We start from the raw sequence: 17439 nt of genomic DNA, 5'->3' as shown, positions 1-17439 counted from the left end.
TCCACAACCCTCCCCCCACGGGAGAGGGTGGGAGCGGCCAAGGCCGCGAGCGGGTGAGGGGATCCGGCTAAGGCCGGGCCAGCATGAGGCGGCCGTCTTCGAGGCCGTAGAGGAGCTCGGGGCGGCCGTCGGCGTCGAGGTCGGTGGCGAGGATGGCGGTTGCGATCTCGGCGTCATGAGGCACCGTGTCGAGCTCGGCGAAGGTGCCGCCGGCGAAGCTGACGATGCGCAGGGACCGGCGGCCGTTGGCCGGGACGGCGAGGTCGGGGACGCCGTCGGCGTTCCAGTCGAGGACGGCCGAGAGGTCGAGCTCGCGGCTGCCGATGGCGTGGTTGGAGAAGCCGGCAACCGCCTGCTCCTGGCGCAGTTCGCCCTCGACCAGCTCCCAGACCCGGAGGGTCCCGCCGATGTGCGGGGTCTCGACGTAGGCGATCTCGACCCGGCCGTCGCCGTCGAAGTCGGCCGCGCCGGCCGGGTTGAGCCAGCGGTTGGCGATCCCGATGGGCGGGGTCTCGGCGAGGTGCTCGATGCGGCCCTCGACCAGGCGGTAGACGGCGAGCGCGGCGCCGCGGTCAAGGTAGCTGCGGATCACCACGAACTCCGCCCGGCCGTCGCCGGTGAGATCGACCAGGCGCACCCGCAGGTCCTCGAAGACCGAGCCGGCCGACAGGTCCAGGGTCGCGGTCTCGCCGGACCAGAGGTCGAGCGCGCAGAAGCCGGAGGCCTCGATGGGATCGCCGAGGATGGCGTGCCGGTAGTCCTCCGTCGGTCCGATCAGCAGGGCGAAGGACGTGTTTTCGATGACGCTGGGCTCGGCGTCGTAGAGCATGTCGGCGGCGCAGGCGACTTCGCTTCCGACGCCTTCGTCCTCGCTCTGCGGAGTTGCGCCCGAACCGAGCCGGATCCGCGACTCCACGATCCGGTAGTCACCGGGGGTCTCCTTCAGTCCGATCGCGCCGTCGAAGGCAGACAAGGTCGCCACCGCGCCGTCGCAGAGCAGGACGTCGGCCACCCGCACAACGCCGCCCGTCGCGATGCCGCTGCCGAACTCCGGACCGGATCTGAGCTTCGAAACGCAGGTGCCGGGCACCACCTCTTGCGGGTCCGTTGCTCCGGCAACCTGGCACAGGCCCGCGCCGAGCGTGACCAGGAGGATCGCAAGCGCCCGCCGCACCGCCGGCCTCACGCGCTTTCGGCGCGGCGCGCCTGGCGCTTGCGTGCGTGGGGGTCGAGCTCGCGCTTGCGCAGGCGGATGGTCTCGGGCGTGACCTCGACCAGCTCGTCGTCGGCGATGTAGGCGATGGCCTGCTCGAGCGACAGCTTGCGCGGCGGGGTCAGGCGGATCGCCTCGTCGCTGCCGGCGGCGCGGAAGTTGGTCAGCTGCTTGGCCTTGAGCGGGTTGACCTCGAGGTCGTTGTCGCGGCTGTTCTCGGCGATGATCATGCCCTCGTAGACCTCGACCCCGGAGCCGATGAAGAAGGCCGCGCGCTCCTCCAGGTTGGCGAGCGCGTAGGCCACGCTCTTGCCCTTGGCGTTGGAGATCAGGACGCCGTTGCGCCGGCCGGGGATCTTGCCGGCGTAGGGGCCGTACTCGCGGAACAGCCGGTGCAGGACCCCGGTGCCCCGGGTCTCGGTCATGAACTCGCCGTGGTAGCCGATCAGGCCGCGCGAGGGCGCGACGAAGGTCAGGCGCTGCTTGCCGCCGCCCGAAGGCCGCATATCCTCCATGCGGCCGCGGCGCCTGCCGAGCGCCTCGACCACCGCGCCGGCGTAGGCCTCGTCGACGTCGACCACCACATCCTCGAAGGGCTCGAGGGTCTGGCCGGTCTCGGGGTCGGCCTTGGTCAGCACGCGCGGGCGGCTGATCGAGAGCTCGAAGCCCTCGCGGCGCATGGTCTCGATCAGGACGCCGAGCTGCAGCTCGCCGCGCCCGGCGACCTCGAAGGCGTCCTTGGACTCGGTCTCGGACACCCGGATCGCGACGTTGCCCTCGGCCTCGGCGAAGAGCCGGTCGCGGATCATCCGCGAGGTGACCTTGCTGCCGGAGCGGCCGGCCAGCGGCGAGTCGTTGATCGAGAAGATCATGGCCAGGGTCGGCGGGTCGATCGGCTGCGCCGGCAGGCCCTCCTCCACGGCGAGATCGCAGAGGGTGTCGGCGACGGTCGCGGTGCCGAAGCCGGCCAGGGCGACGATGTCGCCGGCCTCGGCTTCCTCGATCCCCTGGCGGCCGAGACCGCGGAAGCCGAGGACCTTGGTGATGCGGGCCTGCTCGACCGTCTTGCCGTCGGGGGAGAGGGCCTTGGCGGTCATGTTCGGGCGGACGCTGCCGGAGAAGATCCGGCCGGTCAGGACCCGGCCCAGGTAGGGATCGCTCTCCAGGGTCGTGGCCAGCAGGCGGAAGGGCCCGTCCTCGGGCACGGCGGGGGCCGGGACCTTGGCGACCACAGTATCGAAGAGCGGCGCCATATCGGTTCCGGCTTCGGCCGAGTCGAGGCGCGCCCAGCCCTGCTTGGCCGAGGCGAAGAGAATCGGGAAGTCGAGCTGCGCCTCGGTGGCGCCCAGGGCGACGAAGAGGTCGAAGACCTCCTCGTGGACGAAGTCGGGGCGGGCGTCGGGCTTGTCGACCTTGTTGACCACGACGATGGGCTTGAGCCCCAGGCGCAGGGCCTTGGCGGTGACGAACTTGGTCTGCGGCATCGGGCCCTCGGCGGCGTCGACCAGCAGCAGGACACCGTCGACCATGTCGAGGATGCGCTCGACCTCGCCGCCGAAGTCGGCGTGGCCGGGGGTGTCGACGATGTTGATCCGCACGCCCTGCCACGCCACCGAGGCGCACTTGGCGAGGATCGTGATGCCGCGCTCGCGCTCCAGCTCGTTGCTGTCCATCACCCGCTCGGCGACCTGCTGGTTCGCCCGGAAGGTGCCGCTCTGACGCAGCAGGGCGTCGACCAGGGTGGTCTTGCCGTGGTCGACGTGCGCGATGATGGCGATGTTGCGGATCTGCACTTGGGATCCTCTTGGTCTCTGCTTGCCGAGTTCCAGGGGGCGGCGCCGAAGGCCCGGCCGGGGCCAAGCCCCGCTCGGCGCCCTCGCGGTTGTAAATCGCCGAGTCGCCGCGGCGCGACCGCGCGGCGTCCCCATCCGGGCCGGCGCCTTTGAAGCAGGCCGCGAGCGTGCCGTCAATGTAAGGTTTTATTAACCTTTCCAAGACAACGAATCGGGCGCAATCTATGCCATTACTTTACACGCTACGGTTTTATGGCACATGAAAGGCTCAAAGATGTCACGCCATCGGCCGCTGCAATCCGCGTTATTCTTGGGTCATCTGCAGGCCGTAGTCTACGGCCTCGGTGGCTACACGTGCCGCTGGAGAGGGAAAAACAAAGAGGATGGCCCCACTTAGCGCCTTCTTCTGAGAGGAGGTGCCCTCTTGATGTCTCGACTTAAACGAGGCTTTTCTCGGCGCCAAAGCACCTATCCCATGCCGCATCCTTCGGATCGCCGTCGCCAGGACTTCGATTTCGCGGGCTACCGGGACCGGCCCGTTCAGTCGGAGACCGACCCGACGGTCAAACGCTTCGTCTGGCGGGTCGTGATCGAATCCGCCGTGATCCTGGGACTCCTCGTCGGCGTGGTCTTCCTGACCTACCAGGCTGGCTACCTGCTGCTCTTCAAGGGTTCGGAGGAGCCAAGCAGCGCCCTGACCGATCCGCAAGGCACGGCCCCGCCGGGCACGGCCCAGGGCGGCAGCCTCGGGACCGGACCCGCGGCCGCGACGGTCAGCCACTACATGATCCAGCTCTCTCCGGCGCTCACCATCCAGCAGGCCGATCAGATGCAGGCGCGCCTGGAGGCCACCTACGCCAACCTCCTGGGCAGCCTCAAGGTGTCGCTGCGGGCGCAGCAGGCCCAGGGCGGCGCGCCGGTCTACTACGTGGTCGCGGGCCCGCTGTTCAGCCCGGTGACGGCCGACGACCTTTGCGGCCAGATCGAGGACGCGGGCTACGGCGATCCCTGCAGCGTGCTGCCGCAGACGGCGGCCCCCGCCGGCGTCGCCGCGGCGCCGGCCCAGCCGCTCCGGCCGGCGCAGCCGGTCGCCACCGGCGCCAGCCCGGAGATCATCGCCATGGTCCAGCGGCGCCTGCGCGAAGCGGGCTTCCGCCCCGGCGGCGTCTCGGGCCAGATCGGCCCCGAGACCACTGACGCGATTCGGGCTTACCAGATCTCCGCCGGCCTGGAGCCGACCGGGCAGATCACCAGCGACCTGCTGGACCGGCTCGCGGCGGCCCCGGCGGCGAGCCAGCCCGCCGGCCAGGTCTCGTCCAGCGTCAGTCTGCCGCTCGACGCCGCGACGACGCCCGCCCTGCAAGGCCAGCCGGCCGGGGTCACGGGCGGCCTCGGCGCCGCCGGCGCCGTGACTGCGCCGCTTCCGAGGAGCAGCAATCCCCTGACCGCCCGGGCGCAGGAGTTCCTGCAGATGGGCGACTTCTCCTCCGCGCGGCTGCTCTACGAGCAGGCCTTCAACCAAGGCGACGCCGCCGCCGCCGCCGGCATGGCTCTGACCTTCGACCCGGTCTACTACCAGGAGGCCGGGGTGGTCGGCATGACGCCGAACCCCGAGAGCGCGGTGGCCTGGTACCGGCGGGCGATCGATGCCGGCGACGCCAGCGCCGTGCCTCGGCTGGAGAAGCTGATCAAGTGGCTCCAGCAACGATCGGCGAGCAACGAGGAGGCCCGCCGGGTCCTGCAGCGCCTGCAGTAGAAGAGCCGACGCGCAACCGCGGACCGAAGCGAAAGACCACTCCCCTATGGCGAGCCCGGCCCAGCGTGCGGCCGGAACGCGAGTTCGTTTCAGAGACGCGGCGGGCCCCGGTTCAGCGCTGACGTAGGAAGCAGTCCTGGCGCAGGCTTTGCAGGCGGGTGCAGACGTCCTGGGCGACGGAGGCGCTCTCGTAAGGGCCGGCCATGACCCGGAAGAAGTCGCCGCGCGGTCCGGCCTGTGCCCGCTCGACCCAAATCTCCTGCGCCGCCAGGATGTCCCGGTAGCTATCGAGGACGCGGCTGCGGCTGTCCTCGGCCGAGGCCTGGGAACGGAAGGACCCGAGGTGAAGGTTGATCAGGCGGACCGCCGGCGCGGCCTGGGCGACCTGCACCCGGGCCGGCGCCGCCTCGACGGGCGGGCTGCGCGCGGGGCTGGCCGCCGCGTCGATCCCCGCCGGCGCGGCCTGGCCGGCCGGCTCCAGGAAGATCGTATCCGGCGCTGCGATCTGCGGCGCCGGGGCGGCCGCTGCGGCCGGCGCCGGTTCCGGCGCTGCGGCCGGCGCCGGAATGGCCGCGGCCGGCTGCGGCCGGGTTGGCGCCTCGAGCCCGGCGGCCCGGGCGGCCGGCGCGACCTGGCGGGAGCGGTCCGCCGCGACTGCGGAGGGCAGGAGCCCGTGGACCCGCTGCAGCTCGTTCAGCTGGCGCCGGCTTTCGACCACGGCCTCGTGGTCGGGGCCGACGATCTTCTCCCAGATCAGCAGCGAGCGCTCCAGCGCGATCGCGGCCTCGGGATGGCGTCCCTGGGCCTCGTAGATGCCGGCGAGGTTGTTCAGCGCGGCGGCGACGCTGTGGTTGTCGCCGCCCAGGCTGGCCTCCCAGATCTCCACGGCGCGGAGCATCTTGGTCTCGGCCGAGGCGTAATCGTTCTGCAGGTATTCGACCGCCGCGAGGTTCTTGAGAACCTGGGCGACGTCCGGATGGTCCGGCCCGAGCCCGACCTCGATCACCTGCAGGGCCCGGGTCAGGAGCTCGGCGACCTCGGCATGACCGCCCTCGGCGTAGTAGGTCGCGGCCAGGTCGTTGAGGCTGTGGCCGACCCTCATGTCCCAGGGCGAGATCTGCTCGGCCTCGCGCAGCGCCGCCTCGAACATCGCGCGGGCTTCGCCGTAGTCCTGATCCTGAAGCGCCTTGCGACCGAGATCGGAGTAGCGCTCCCAGGCGACCTCGCCGGCGACGCCGCGGCCCGGCGCGGCCAGGGCGAGGACCAGGGCCGCCAGCAGGCAGGCGAGCGCAAGGCGCAGCCGAGGCCCGAGGACAAGCGACCCGGCATGTCCATCGCCACGGCCGAGCGCCGCGCCGGCCGCAGGGTGTTGAAGGCGCTGGCGGGGCAGCGCGCGGTTCGATCCGACACTTCCTGTCATGGCGCGATTTCTCGACTGCTGGGCCGCTCAACACCGTTTTCGCGGACGCTCATATATTATGCAGCCGCACCCCGGCCATGATGTGTGATTTCTGTGTAGAGCCGTGACGCTGCGCGGCCGGTGGCAGCCGCTTCCCGACGCGAAAGGTCGCAGCGCGCCGAATTCTGTCACCGGATTGACGCATCAATTTCGCTTACCGAGCGCGGTCTCCGCCGGACAGAATGCTGACTGCGGCTCTGGTCCTTCGGTTGTCCGAATCCGATTTCCCAGGTAGGGCCGGGTTTCCCAAGCAGGGCGGGTTTCTCGCCGAGGGCCGAGTGACGCAGTCACAGGAGAGGCCCTCGCCATGTCGTCACAGCTCCCCCCCAAGCCCAAGTTCCTCGCGCTCACGATCGCATTCACGATCTGCGCCACTGTCGCCTGGCCCGCCGTCGGCTCCGAACGCGGCGAGCCGGTCGAAGCGCCCAGGGCCGAAGCGCCCGAGGTCGAAGCGGAAACGCTGGCCGAGGCGGTGGAGGCCGCACCCGCCGAGGCCGGACCCGGGGCCGAGGAGGAGGAGGCCTTCTTCGACGAGGCCGAGCGCCAGCACGAGCTGCTGTTCCAGGAGACCCGCTATCCCTCAGCGGCGACCTGCGGCACCTGCCATCCGAAGCACTACAAGGAGTGGTCGGTCTCGCAGCACTCCTACGCGCAGCTCAGCCCCGTCTACATGGCGATCAACAACTTCCTCAACTTCAGCACCAGCAGCTCGATGGGCGACTTCTGCCTGCGCTGCCACAACCAGGTCGGCGCCAACCTCGGCGAGTCGCCCTTCATCTCCAACCTGGAGCGCCACCCGACCTCGCGCGAGGGAATCACCTGCGTGGTCTGTCACCGGGTCAACAAGGCCTACAACAAGGCCAGCGGCCGGATCGGCCTGCAGGAGGGCGACCTCCTGGAGCCGGTCTACGGCCCGACCGGCAACTCGGAGCTGGAGCGCGTGCTGAAGGACGACGACTACCGCGTGGTCACCGAGCGCGAGCAGCAGGGCCGCCAGATCCACACCCAGGTCAAGAAGTTCGCGGGCATCTCCTCCTCGACCTTCTGCGGCAGCTGCCACGACGTGACCCTGTTCAACGGCTTCCGCCTGGAGGAGGCCTTCAGCGAGTACCGCATGTCGCCGGCGGCGGCGCGCGGCGAGACCTGCCAGGACTGCCACATGGGCAAGGTCCAGGGCGTCGCCAGCGGCTACGCCCACGGGCCGGCCGCCGAAGTCGGCGGGGTCGAGACCAAGCCGCGGAAGCTGACCGACCACACCTTCGCCGGCCCGGACTACTCGGTGATCCATCCCGGGATCTTCCCGCATAACAGCGACGCCCAGAAGCTGGCGACTCTCGAGGACTGGCTGAAGTTCGACGTCGAGGCCGGCTGGGGCACCGACGCCTTCGAGGACACGGTGAGCGACGACCAGGTCTTCCCGGAGCGCTGGGAAGCCCCGGACGACCGCTACGACGCCCGCGAGATCCTCGACGTGCAGTTCGCCCGCCTCGCCACCGCCAGGAAGAAGCGCCTGGAACTGCTGCGCAACGGCTACATGCTGGGCGACATCGTCATCGAGGACGCGGACAGCGACGGCCTGGACTTCAGCGTCGAGGTCAAGAACATCACCGACGGCCACAACGTGCCGACCGGCTTCACCGGCGAGCGCCTGGTCTGGCTCGAGGTCACGGTCTTCGACGCCGAGGGCAAGGTGCTGTTCCAATCGGGCGACCGGGATCCCAACGGCGACGTCCGCGACCTGCACTCCCTCTACGTCCACAACGGCGAGCTGCCGCTGGACGACTACCTCTTCAACCTGCAGTCCCGCTTCGTCGTCACCCAGGGCCGCGGCGGCGAGCGCGAGGCGGTGATCCCGATCCCCTTCACCGTGACCGCCCTGCCCATCGTGCGGCCCTCGACCCTGTCGCTGATCCTGACCGGCGAGCCGCCCACCGAGCGCAACCACCGCAAGGGCATCGAGCCCCTGGGCAACCGCTGGGCGGACTACAGCGTCGACGGCGACGCCCTGACCGGCAAGGGTCCCTACCGGGCGACGGTCAAGCTCAACGCCCAGATGATCCCGGTCAACCTGATCGCTGCCGTGGAGCGGGTCGGCTTCGACTACAACATGAGCGCCCGGGAGCTGGCCGACGCCGTGGTCGCGGGCGCGGAGACGCTCTGGGAGAAGGAGATCGTCTTCGAGGTCGACGGCTGAGCGGGGGCGGAGCATGGACGCGACGGCACCCCGACCCCGCCCGGCGGCCGGAGCGGCCGCCCTGCGGGCCGCGCGCCGCGGCGGCGCGGCCCCGGTCCTGGCCATCGCCCTGGCCGCGCTGCTTGCGGCCGAGCCGGGCTTCGCCGAAAGCCCGGTCGACGACGCCGGGGAAAAGGAGAGCAAGAGCCGCCTGTCGGACGAGCCCAAGCCCTTCCTGACCGAGGGCGACATCCCGGATCGCCCGCCGCTGATCCTGGAGATCGGCGACGACTTCCTGGGCGAGGGCGAGCTCGACAACGGCTTCGAGCTGCCGACCGGCGCGGTCTGGCAGCCGCGGCTCTGGGTCTTCGGGACCTACCGCACCTCGATCCAGACCATCGACACCGGCCGGGCCGAGCGCACCACCGAATTCGTCAACCGCGGCGACTTCTTCGCCAACCTGCAGCTGACCGGCACCGAGAAGGTCGTGTTCGGCGTCCGGCCCTTCGACAAGAACGAGCCGGACGACTTCTCCGGCTACCGCCTGGAGCCGGACGACGACAGCGGCCGCCAGGACGAGTACAAATTCAACATCCGGACGCTCTTCGCGGAAGGCGACTTCGGCAGCCTCTTCCCCAATCTCGACCCGAACGGCACGTCCCTGCTCGACTTCGGCTTCACCGTCGGGCGCCAGCCGCTGATCGTGCAGGACGGCATCCTGCTGAGCGACACCATCGACTCGGTCGGGCTGGTGCGCAACAACATCCGAATGCCCGGGGTCTCCAACCTTCGGGTCGCCGGCGTCTGGGGCTGGAACGAGGTGACCCGCTCGGCCACCGGCGTCGCGGAGACCCAGGAAGACAACGTCCAGCTCTTCGGCCTCCTCACCGAGTGGGACCTGCCGGACACCACGCTGAACTTCGACGCCGTCTATACCCTGGACGAGAAGAACAGCAACGACGGGGTGTTCCTCGGCTTCTCGGCGGCCCAGCGCATTGGCCACTTCAACACCACCTTCCGGGCCAACGGATCGCTCGCGCTCGGCTCCGAGAACGAGACCGCCCTGACCCGCGACGGCATCCTGCTCTCCGCCGAGCTGTCCTGGACTCCCTGGGGCACCGAGGACACCCTCTACGCCAATCCCTTCGTCGCCTTCGGCGAGTTCCTGCAGGCCGGCCGCGAGCTGGTCGACGGCGGCGGCCCGCTGGCGCCCCTGGGAATCCTCTTCGCCTCGCCAAACATCGGCAACTTCGGATCGGAGCTGAACAACCGCGCCAACGACGTCGGCGGGATCGCGCTCGGCTACCAGGCCTTCTGGAACGACAACTGGACCAACCTGGCGGTCGAGCTGGCGATCCGGCAGGACCTGGGCCTGGACGGCGACGAGATCGGCTTCGACCAGCAGGGCATCGGCTTCCAGTTCCAGCAGAAGCTGACCCAGCAGATGCTGCTGCAGATCGAGGGCTTCGGCGTGCGGCAGCAGGGCGACAAGACCGCCTACGGCGGCCGCACCGAGATCCTCTATCAGTTCTGAGGCGAGCGATCTCGACCGCGAGGCCGCGCCCCGCGGGTCGGGCCGACAACCCGGCCGGCGGGCCGCTCAAAAGCGGCGCGCGCGTTCCGAATTCTGTCACCGGAATAACGCACCAAAGCCCCGGAATAAGGGGGAAACTTCGGATGGTGGGCTGCTCGAAGCAAACGTCTCATCAGGATCGCCGGCACGGCGATCACGGCTGGCTTGGAACTCTGATCGGGAGGCGTGCACCAAATGACGTTGCAGTCGATCTGCCCGCGCGGTCGCGGCTTCCAGAAATGCTGACGTTGAAGGCGGGGCGCAGGATCGTGCCGCCGCGCAGCAGGCAGCGGGGAAGCCGGGGGCTGTTGACGGAGCGGACATGGGAGGCGAAGGGCGGGGTCTCGAGCAACGGGATCGCGCCGGGCCTTCGGGGCTAGACAAGAAGGCAAGGTAAGGGAACGGATGGAGGAGATTCTACAAGTCGTCAGCGCCGTGGTCCTGGGCGGAGCCATGATCCAGGCGGCCGCGCTGCTGTTCCGGGTCGCGCGCCAGAACGCCCGTGTCCGGCAGCGCGAAGCCCTGGCCCTGGAAGGCTTCGTCCATCGCGCCCGGCGCGCCGTCGGGCGGGCGCGGCCGAAACCGGCCAAGCGGGTCGAGAACTGGACCGGGGTCCGGAAGTTCTCCATCGAACGCAAGGTCCGCGAGGCGGCCGGCATCTACTCCTTCTACCTGAAGCCGCACGACGGCAAACCGCTGCCGCCCTTCGTGCCCGGGCAATACCTGACCGTCGAGGTCCCGGTGCCGGGACAGACGCAGGCCCAGGTCCGCTGCTACAGCCTGTCGGACGCGCCCGGATCGCGCGACTTCTACCGGATCACGGTCAAGCGGATCGGCGAAGGCGAGAAGGGCCCAAGCTCGCCGGCCGGGGTGGTCTCGAGCCGCCTGCACGAGCTGCCCGAGGGCGCGACCATCAACGTCCGGGCGCCCGCCGGCCAGTTCTTCCTCGACGTCAGGCGGGCCCGTCCGGTCGTGCTGATCGCCGGCGGCATCGGCATCACGCCGGTGCTCTCGATGCTGAACACGATCTGCACCTACGGCCTCAAGCGCGAGGTCTATCTGTTCTACGGCGTGCGCGACCACAGCCACCACGCCATGTACGACCACCTGAAGGAGCTGCAGCGCAGGCACAAGAACTTCCACCTGGTGGTCTGCTACAGCCGGCCGTCCCCGACCTGCAAGAAGGGCCGCGACTACGACCACAAGGGCCACGTCACGGTTCCGCTGATGCGATTCCTGCTGCCCTTCAAGGGCTGCGAGTTCTACCTCTGCGGCCCCGGCGGCATGATCCGCTCGATCACCGAGGGGCTGAAGGACAGCGGCGTGCCGGAGGCCGACATCAAGATGGAGGCCTTCGGCCCGGCCTCCCTGGAACCGGCCGCCCAGCCGCCGGCCCAGGCCCGCGGCAAGCAGGAGACGGTCAAGATCGCCTTTCAGCGCTCGGGCAAGACCCTGGACTGGAGCCCGGCCGCGCGCAGCCTGCTCGACCTCGCCGAGAGCAACGGCGTCAGCCTGAACAGCGGCTGCCGCGCCGGCCAGTGCGGGAGCTGCGCCATCGGGATCAAGGAGGGCCGGGTCCGCTACTTGGCCAAGCCGGGCCAGACCCCGCCGCGGGGACAATGCCTGGCCTGCATCACCGTCCCCGAAAGCGACCTCGTCCTGGACGCCTGAGGCCCGGCGATGACCATGACGCAGGCAAGACAGCACCACGGGATCCGCTTGGCCGTCACCGGCGCGAGTCTGGCCCTCGGCCTCCTGCTGGCGTCTTCGAGCGGCGCCCTGGCGCGCGCGCCGGATCCAGCCAAGGTGGTCGGCGCGACCGAATGCGCGGAGTGCCACAAGCAAGAGACGGAGACCTGGAAGAAGACCCACCACTACAAGACTTTCAAGGCGCTGCCGCGCAACAAGAAGGGGCGGGAGATCGCCAAGGCCCTGGGCCTGCGTCGGATCCGCGCCGAAGGTCTCTGCGTGAGCTGCCACTTCTCGAGCAAGGAGCAGAAGGGCAAGACCAGGCCGATCGCCGGCATCTCCTGCGAGTCCTGCCACAGCCCGGCCAAGGACTGGCTGAAGCGGCACAGCGAGTACAGCGGCAAGAAGAAGAACACCGAGACGCCGGAGGAGGCCAAGCAGCGCTGGATCGACGCCGAGGCGGCCGGAATGATCCGGCCCAAGATGATCTACACCCTGACCAAGAACTGCTACAGCTGCCACGTCGTGCCGGAGGAGAAGCTGGTCAACAAGGGCGGCCATCCCGCCGGCAGCCCCTTCGAGCTGGTCCGCTGGTCCCAGGGCGAGGTCCGCCACAATACCTGGCACAACTCCGGCAAGGAGAACCGCCCGCTGAGCCAGGAGCGCCTGCGGCTGTTCTACGCGGTCGGGGTCGCGGTCGAGCTGGAGAGCGCCCTGCGCGCGTTGAGCAAGGCGACCGAGAAGGACCGCTTCGCGGTGACCATGGCCAAGCGCGTGCAGATCGCCCGGCTGCGCGCCCGCCGCCTGGCCCGGGCCACCAAGGACCCGGAGCTGGTCAAGCTGGCCCGCGCCGCCAGCGCCGCCAAGCTGAACCTGGCCGAGGTCAAGTCCCTGGTCGCCGTGGCCGACTTGGTGGCCAAGGCGGCTCAGGCCTTCGCCGAGACCCACGACGGCTCGAAGCTGGCCGCCATCGACCGCTTCCTGCCCAAGTCCGCCGAGCACAAGGGCAAGACCAGGACGCCCGGCAGTTGAGGGAGAGCATGGCCCGGGGCCGGGACAGCCTGCCGATCGACTTTCGCGCGGAGCCGGAGCGCAGCCCGCGGATCCAGAGCGACCGCGGCCGCAGCCAGCGGGCGGTCGGCATTCCCCGGCCGCAGCGCTGGGACCGCCCCTTCGACCCCGAGATGACCGAGCGCGACGTCGACCTGGTGATGGATACGCCGGTCTTCCAGAAGATGGACCCCAAGGAGTTCCCGCGGAACCTGCCGCTGCAGGGCATCCTGCTGAACGACGCGCGGATCCGGCACTACGAGCACGGCGAGGTGATCGTGCAGGCCGGCGACTTCGGCGGCTCCTTCTTCCAGGTCATGGCCGGCCGGGTCCGCAGCCTGCGGGTCGAGGCCGGGGGCCGAGCGCCGCGCAAGGGCGCCAGGACCAAGCGCTCCGTCTTCTCGGCGATCGGCCAGCTCTGGCGCAACTCGCCAGTGCCCGAGCGCCGCAACATCGAGGACTACCCGGTGCTCGCGGGACCCTGGGCGATGGCCGAGGAGGAAGGCCCGCGCGAGCGGCTGGAGGACGTCGGCGCCATCCTGGCAAGCCAGCAGACCGACCTGCTGACCGAGGACGACATGTTCGGCGAGACCGAGGCCCTGACCCGGCAGCCCTACAACCGGACCTACTTCGCCGAGGGCCGGGCGGTGGTCCTGGAGCTGCGCTGGCAGGGCCTGCGCGACATCCGGCGCTGCAACAAGGGCTTCCGGGCCCGGATCGACTCGCTCTACCAGAGCCGCGACCTGAGGATGCACCTGCAGGAATCGCCGCTGTTCCGCCACCTCGACGACGAGGTCCTGGACCACATCGCCCGCAACACCCTCTTCGAGACCCACGGCGAGTTCGAGTGGGCGCACGGATTCAAGCGTCTGGCCTCGGAGAGCCCGCAGGAGGTGGTCAAGGCGGAGCCGGTGATCGCCGAGTACGGCGACTACCTGGACGGCCTGATCCTGATCCGCTCCGGCTTCGGCCGGATCACCGAGCAGGAGGCCGGCGGCCTGCGCACGGCGGGCTTCCTGACCCGCAACGAGACCTTCGGCCTGCCCGAGATCATCGACCACTGGCGCCGGGACGCGCCGCTCAACCACCGCTTCGGCCTGCACGCGGTCGGCTACGTCGACCTGCTGCGGGTGCCGACGGTCCTGGTCGAGCGCTTCGTGCTGCCCGGCCTGCCGGAGGAGGCCCTGGCCGCGGCGACCCGCGACGACCCGACCCGGCACCTCTCGGCTTTCGCCGACCGCCGCGAGGCGACGGTCGACCCGACCCTGATCGACTTCCTGGTCAACACCCGGACCATGAACGGGACCGCGGTCATGGCGATCAACACCGACCGCTGCACCGCCTGCGACGACTGCGTGCGCGCCTGCGCCGCCGCCCACGACAACAACCCGCGCTTCCTGCGCCACGGCCCCGAGCACGAGAACATCATGATCGCCAACGCCTGCCTGCACTGCGTCGACGCGGTCTGCCTGATCGGCTGCCCGACCGGCGCGATCCACCGCGACCCGGGCAGCGGCAACGTGCTGATCGACGACACCACCTGCATCGGCTGCGCGACCTGCGCCAACTCCTGCCCCTACAACAACATCCGCATGGTCGAGATCCGCGACGACGACGGCTCGCCGATCGTCGACCAGACCGGCGGCAACCCGATCGTCAAGGCGACCAAGTGCGATCTCTGCATCGACCAGCTCGGCGGCCCGGCCTGCCAGCGGGCCTGCCCGCACGACGCCCTGGTCCGCCTCGACCTCAGGGACCGCGACAGCCTGTGGCGCTGGGCCAGCCAATGAACAGCTTCGCGCAACGCCGCTTCGTCAACATCGTCCTGGCCTTCCTGGCCGCGAGCCTGCTGGTCCTGTTCAACGGCCTCTACGAGATGTCGCTGCGCGACGCGGCCTTCCTGAACGGCTGGCTGCTGTTCGGCGGCATGGTCTTTCTGATTCTGTTCAACGCCCGCAAGAAGCTGCCCTTCCTGCCCCTGATGGCGGCCTCGACCTGGCTGCAGATCCACGTCTACCTGGGCCTGATCTGCGCCCTCTTGTTCTTTCTGCACTCGGACTTCAGGCTGCCCAACGGCCGCTTCGAGATCCTGCTCTGGGGAACCACGGTCGGGCTCTTCGCCACCGGCGTCTTCGGCCTGGTGATCTCGCGCCGCCTGCCGCTGCGCCTGCGCGCCGGCGGCGAGCGGATCCTCTTCGAACGGATCCCGCAGTTCCGCGCCCAGCTCGCCAACGAGGCCGAGGGCCTGGCCTACAACTCGCTGGACGAGACCGGCAACACCGCGGTCGCCAACTTCTACTGGACCGTGCTGGCGCCCTACCTGCGCAAACCGCGCAACCTGCTGGCGCACCTGGCCGGCTCGCGTAAGCACGCCCGGCGCCTGGAGAACCAGATTCGCGAGCTGCAGCGCTACGAGAACACCAAGGGCCGCGACCTGCTGACCCGGCTCGGTGAGATCACGGCGGCCAAGGACAACCTGGACCACCAGTACGCCCTGCAGCTGACCCTAAAGCTCTGGCTGTTCTTCCACCTGCCGCTGAGCTACTCGGTCCTGGTCCTCAGCGTGGTTCACGTGGGCCTGGCCTACGCCTTTGGCTCGGCGGCGCCATGATGCGGCGACTCCAGAGCTTCGATTTCGACCGCAGCCCCTACCAGCGGGTCTCGGACCAGTGGGTCTGCGGCTACGCCGCCGAGGGCCGGCCCTGCCGCCTCGGCCCGACCGCCAAGGGCCGCTGCCAGTCACGGAGCGAGTGCGAGCCGCGGCACGACGGCGAGCGCTGGCTCTGCACCAGGTCGGAGGAGCAGGGCGGGCCCTGCGAACAGGGACCGGACCGCGACGGCGGCTGCTGCCAGCAGCGCCCGCCCTGCGTCCCCCAGGCCAGCCTGCGCCGCAAGCGCGGAAAGGTGACCTTCTGGGCGACCGCCCTGACCCTGGCCCTGGCCGCCCTGGTGCTGGGCACCGAGCTGCGCGCGCCGGCCTTCGACCCGGGCCCGGTGATCCAGGGCCACGGCGAGGTCGGCAACTGCGGCGTCTGCCACGTCGCCTTCGAGGGCGGGCCGGCGGGCTGGCTGCGGGCCTCGGTGCGGCCGGACGACCCGCACGGCGACAGCAAGAAGTGCGTCGCCTGCCACGACCGCGGCCGCCATGCGACCCATCCGCACAACCAGGCGCCCGCGGTCCTGAAGCAGCATACCAAGACCATCACCGCGAACACGCCGCAATCCCGGCCGTCCTGGATGGTCGCGCTGCGCGATTCGGTCTTCGACCTGCCGCCCCAGGCCGAGGACGCCCTGGCCTGCGCGACCTGCCACAAGGAGCATCGCGGCGCCGAGTTCGACGCCACCGCGGTGCCCGACGACCGCTGCCAGACCTGCCACGCGGTCAAGTTCGCCAGCTTCTCCGAGGGCCATCCGCCCTTCGACCGCTATCCCTACCTGCGGCGGACCCGCCTGGCCTTCAACCACGAGAGACACTTCAACCGCAACTTCGCCGAATCCAAGGTCAAGAACCCGCCGCGGACCTGCGCCTCCTGCCACGTGCCCGACGACAGCGGGCGCTACATGGAGGTCAAGCCCTTCGACGAGACCTGCGCGACCTGCCACCGCAAGGACATCCAGGGCGAGGGCCTGGCCGGGACCAAGGGCCTGCCGGTCTTCGCCCTGCCCGAGCTCGATCTCGAGACCTTGCAGGAGCGGAAGATCGACATCGGCGAATGGCCGGAGTACGCCATCGCCCAGAGCCTGTCGCCCTTCATGATCATGATGCTGAACGGCCAGCCCGGGCTGGAGATCGACCTGGCACTGGTCCAGCGGCTGCAGCTCAACGACCTGACCGAGGCCAAGGAGGGCGAGCTGCGCGCCGTGCAGCGGGTCGCCTGGGCCATCAAGGCGCTGCTGCACGACATCGTGGTCACCGGCGCCGAGACGGTCCGGGCCCGGGTCGAGCTGAGCTTGAACCGCAACCTGGATGCCGACATCGCGGCCCAGCTGATCGCGCAGATCCCCCTCGACGTGATGCGCAGCGCCCAGCGCGACTGGTTCCCGGCGCTGAAGCGGGAGATCGAGGAGCGGCGCCAGAAACGCGCCGCGCTCGAGCTGCCGAAGCCGCGCAGGTGGAGCACCTATTCCTTCCGGGGCTTCTCCCTGCCGGTCGCCGGGCCCCGGCTGGCCGCGGCCGCGGGACCGGGCCCGCTCGGCGGCCATCCGACCCAGGGCCGCCGCGTTCCCGGCGGGCTGCAGCTGGCCCAGAGCGGCGACGACCTGCTGTCGGACGAAAAGCTGCTCGACAAGGAGTCCCTGCGCCTCGAGGACTTCGAGCAGCTCCTCAAGGAGGACTCCGGCGGCGACAACAGCGGCCTCGGGGACATCGCGCCCTCTGGCGGCGCGCCCGCCAAGCCGGAGGCCGCGGCCGCGCCCGAGCCCGCCAAGGGCGCGCCGCCACCGCCCAGGGCCGGGGAACGGCCGGGGCTCAACGCGGCGCCGGGCAAGCCCGCCGAGGGCGCGCCAGCTCCGGTCGAGAAAGCCGCCGAGGAGACCGCACCGGCGGAGGCCGCCCCGCAGGCCGCGCAGCCCGCCGCCCCGGCCGCGGCGCCGCAGCCGCGGGTCGCGGCGGGCGGCCAAGGCGGCGGCGACCTGCTGTCGGACGACAAGCTGCTCGACAAGGAGTCCCTGCGCCTCGAGGACTTCGAGCAGCTCCTCAAGGAGGACTCCGGCGGCGACAACAGCGGCCTCGG

Annotated in this window: 11 protein-coding genes; 8 read left to right on the top strand and 3 right to left on the bottom strand. The window is 70.2% G+C overall.

Translation table 11 applies throughout. From position 1 onward, the window contains the following. Nucleotides 1-67: 67 nt before the first annotated feature. The gene (locus tag QNJ30_15530) at nt 68-1174 is read right to left on the bottom strand and encodes a VCBS repeat-containing protein (GenBank protein MDJ0944879.1); all 1107 of its coding nucleotides are present in this window, start codon (nt 1172-1174) and stop codon (nt 68-70) included. Nucleotides 1175-1182: 8 nt separating this feature from the next. Then, nucleotides 1183-3006 (bottom strand): translational GTPase TypA, encoded by a 1824-nt coding sequence (gene typA / locus QNJ30_15525; protein MDJ0944878.1) that lies wholly within the window; start codon nt 3004-3006, stop codon nt 1183-1185. A 475-nt stretch (nt 3007-3481) separates the two neighbouring features. Between typA and QNJ30_15520 the strand changes: the two genes are divergently transcribed. Next, nucleotides 3482-4762 carry a peptidoglycan-binding domain-containing protein gene (locus QNJ30_15520; protein MDJ0944877.1) on the top strand — a complete coding sequence of 427 codons (1281 nt, stop codon included), beginning with the start codon at nt 3482-3484 and terminating at the stop codon, nt 4760-4762. Between the two features lie 112 nt (nt 4763-4874). Here the strand turns inward: QNJ30_15520 and QNJ30_15515 are convergent, their stop codons facing one another. Further along, nucleotides 4875-6182, bottom strand: coding sequence for a tetratricopeptide repeat protein (locus QNJ30_15515; GenBank protein ID MDJ0944876.1), 1308 nt, complete (start codon nt 6180-6182; stop codon nt 4875-4877). 346 nt (nt 6183-6528) lie between these two features. On the opposite strand from QNJ30_15515, the gene QNJ30_15510 reads away from it, so the two are divergent. The 7 genes from QNJ30_15510 to QNJ30_15480 all read left to right on the top strand — a co-directional run. Then, a complete protein-coding gene (locus QNJ30_15510; protein MDJ0944875.1) occupies nt 6529-8415 on the top strand; it encodes a multiheme c-type cytochrome in 1887 nt (628 codons plus the stop codon). Between the two features lie 13 nt (nt 8416-8428). Next, nucleotides 8429-9928, top strand: a complete 1500-nt coding sequence (locus tag QNJ30_15505) for a hypothetical protein (GenBank protein MDJ0944874.1) — start codon at nt 8429-8431, stop codon at nt 9926-9928. Nucleotides 9929-10372: 444 nt separating this feature from the next. Next, nucleotides 10373-11638 carry a 2Fe-2S iron-sulfur cluster-binding protein gene (locus QNJ30_15500; GenBank protein MDJ0944873.1) on the top strand — a complete coding sequence of 422 codons (1266 nt, stop codon included), beginning with the start codon at nt 10373-10375 and terminating at the stop codon, nt 11636-11638. A gap of 15 nt (nt 11639-11653) precedes the next feature. Then, nucleotides 11654-12688, top strand: a complete 1035-nt coding sequence (locus tag QNJ30_15495) for a cytochrome c family protein (GenBank protein ID MDJ0944872.1) — start codon at nt 11654-11656, stop codon at nt 12686-12688. Beyond that, nucleotides 12685-14496, top strand: coding sequence for a 4Fe-4S dicluster domain-containing protein (locus QNJ30_15490; protein MDJ0944871.1), 1812 nt, complete (start codon nt 12685-12687; stop codon nt 14494-14496). The genes QNJ30_15495 and QNJ30_15490 overlap by 4 nt, the downstream gene beginning before the upstream one ends. Continuing rightward, the gene (locus QNJ30_15485; protein ID MDJ0944870.1) at nt 14493-15317 is read left to right on the top strand and encodes a hypothetical protein; all 825 of its coding nucleotides are present in this window, start codon (nt 14493-14495) and stop codon (nt 15315-15317) included. The genes QNJ30_15490 and QNJ30_15485 overlap by 4 nt, the downstream gene beginning before the upstream one ends. Next, the coding region (locus QNJ30_15480; protein ID MDJ0944869.1) for a hypothetical protein at nt 15314-17439 on the top strand (2126 nt) is incomplete at its 3' end. The genes QNJ30_15485 and QNJ30_15480, both read left to right, overlap by 4 nt.

Source organism: Kiloniellales bacterium (assembly GCA_030066685.1).
In the GTDB taxonomy this organism is placed as follows: Bacteria; Pseudomonadota; Alphaproteobacteria; order Kiloniellales; family JAKSBE01; genus JAKSBE01.
This window is presented reverse-complemented; position numbering and strand designations above follow the sequence as displayed.

Excerpts from the sequence above, each read along its gene's own strand:
- QNJ30_15520 (MDJ0944877.1), top strand. The coding sequence starts at position 3,482 with ATGCCGCATCCTTCGGATCGCCGTCGCCAGGACTTCGATTTCGCGGGC.
- QNJ30_15515 (MDJ0944876.1), bottom strand. The coding sequence starts at position 6,182 with ATGACAGGAAGTGTCGGATCGAACCGCGCGCTGCCCCGCCAGCGCCTT.
- QNJ30_15510 (MDJ0944875.1), top strand. The coding sequence starts at position 6,529 with ATGTCGTCACAGCTCCCCCCCAAGCCCAAGTTCCTCGCGCTCACGATC.
- QNJ30_15505 (MDJ0944874.1), top strand. The coding sequence starts at position 8,429 with ATGGACGCGACGGCACCCCGACCCCGCCCGGCGGCCGGAGCGGCCGCC.
- QNJ30_15500 (MDJ0944873.1), top strand. The coding sequence starts at position 10,373 with ATGGAGGAGATTCTACAAGTCGTCAGCGCCGTGGTCCTGGGCGGAGCC.
- QNJ30_15495 (MDJ0944872.1), top strand. The coding sequence starts at position 11,654 with ATGACGCAGGCAAGACAGCACCACGGGATCCGCTTGGCCGTCACCGGC.
- QNJ30_15485 (MDJ0944870.1), top strand. The coding sequence starts at position 14,493 with ATGAACAGCTTCGCGCAACGCCGCTTCGTCAACATCGTCCTGGCCTTC.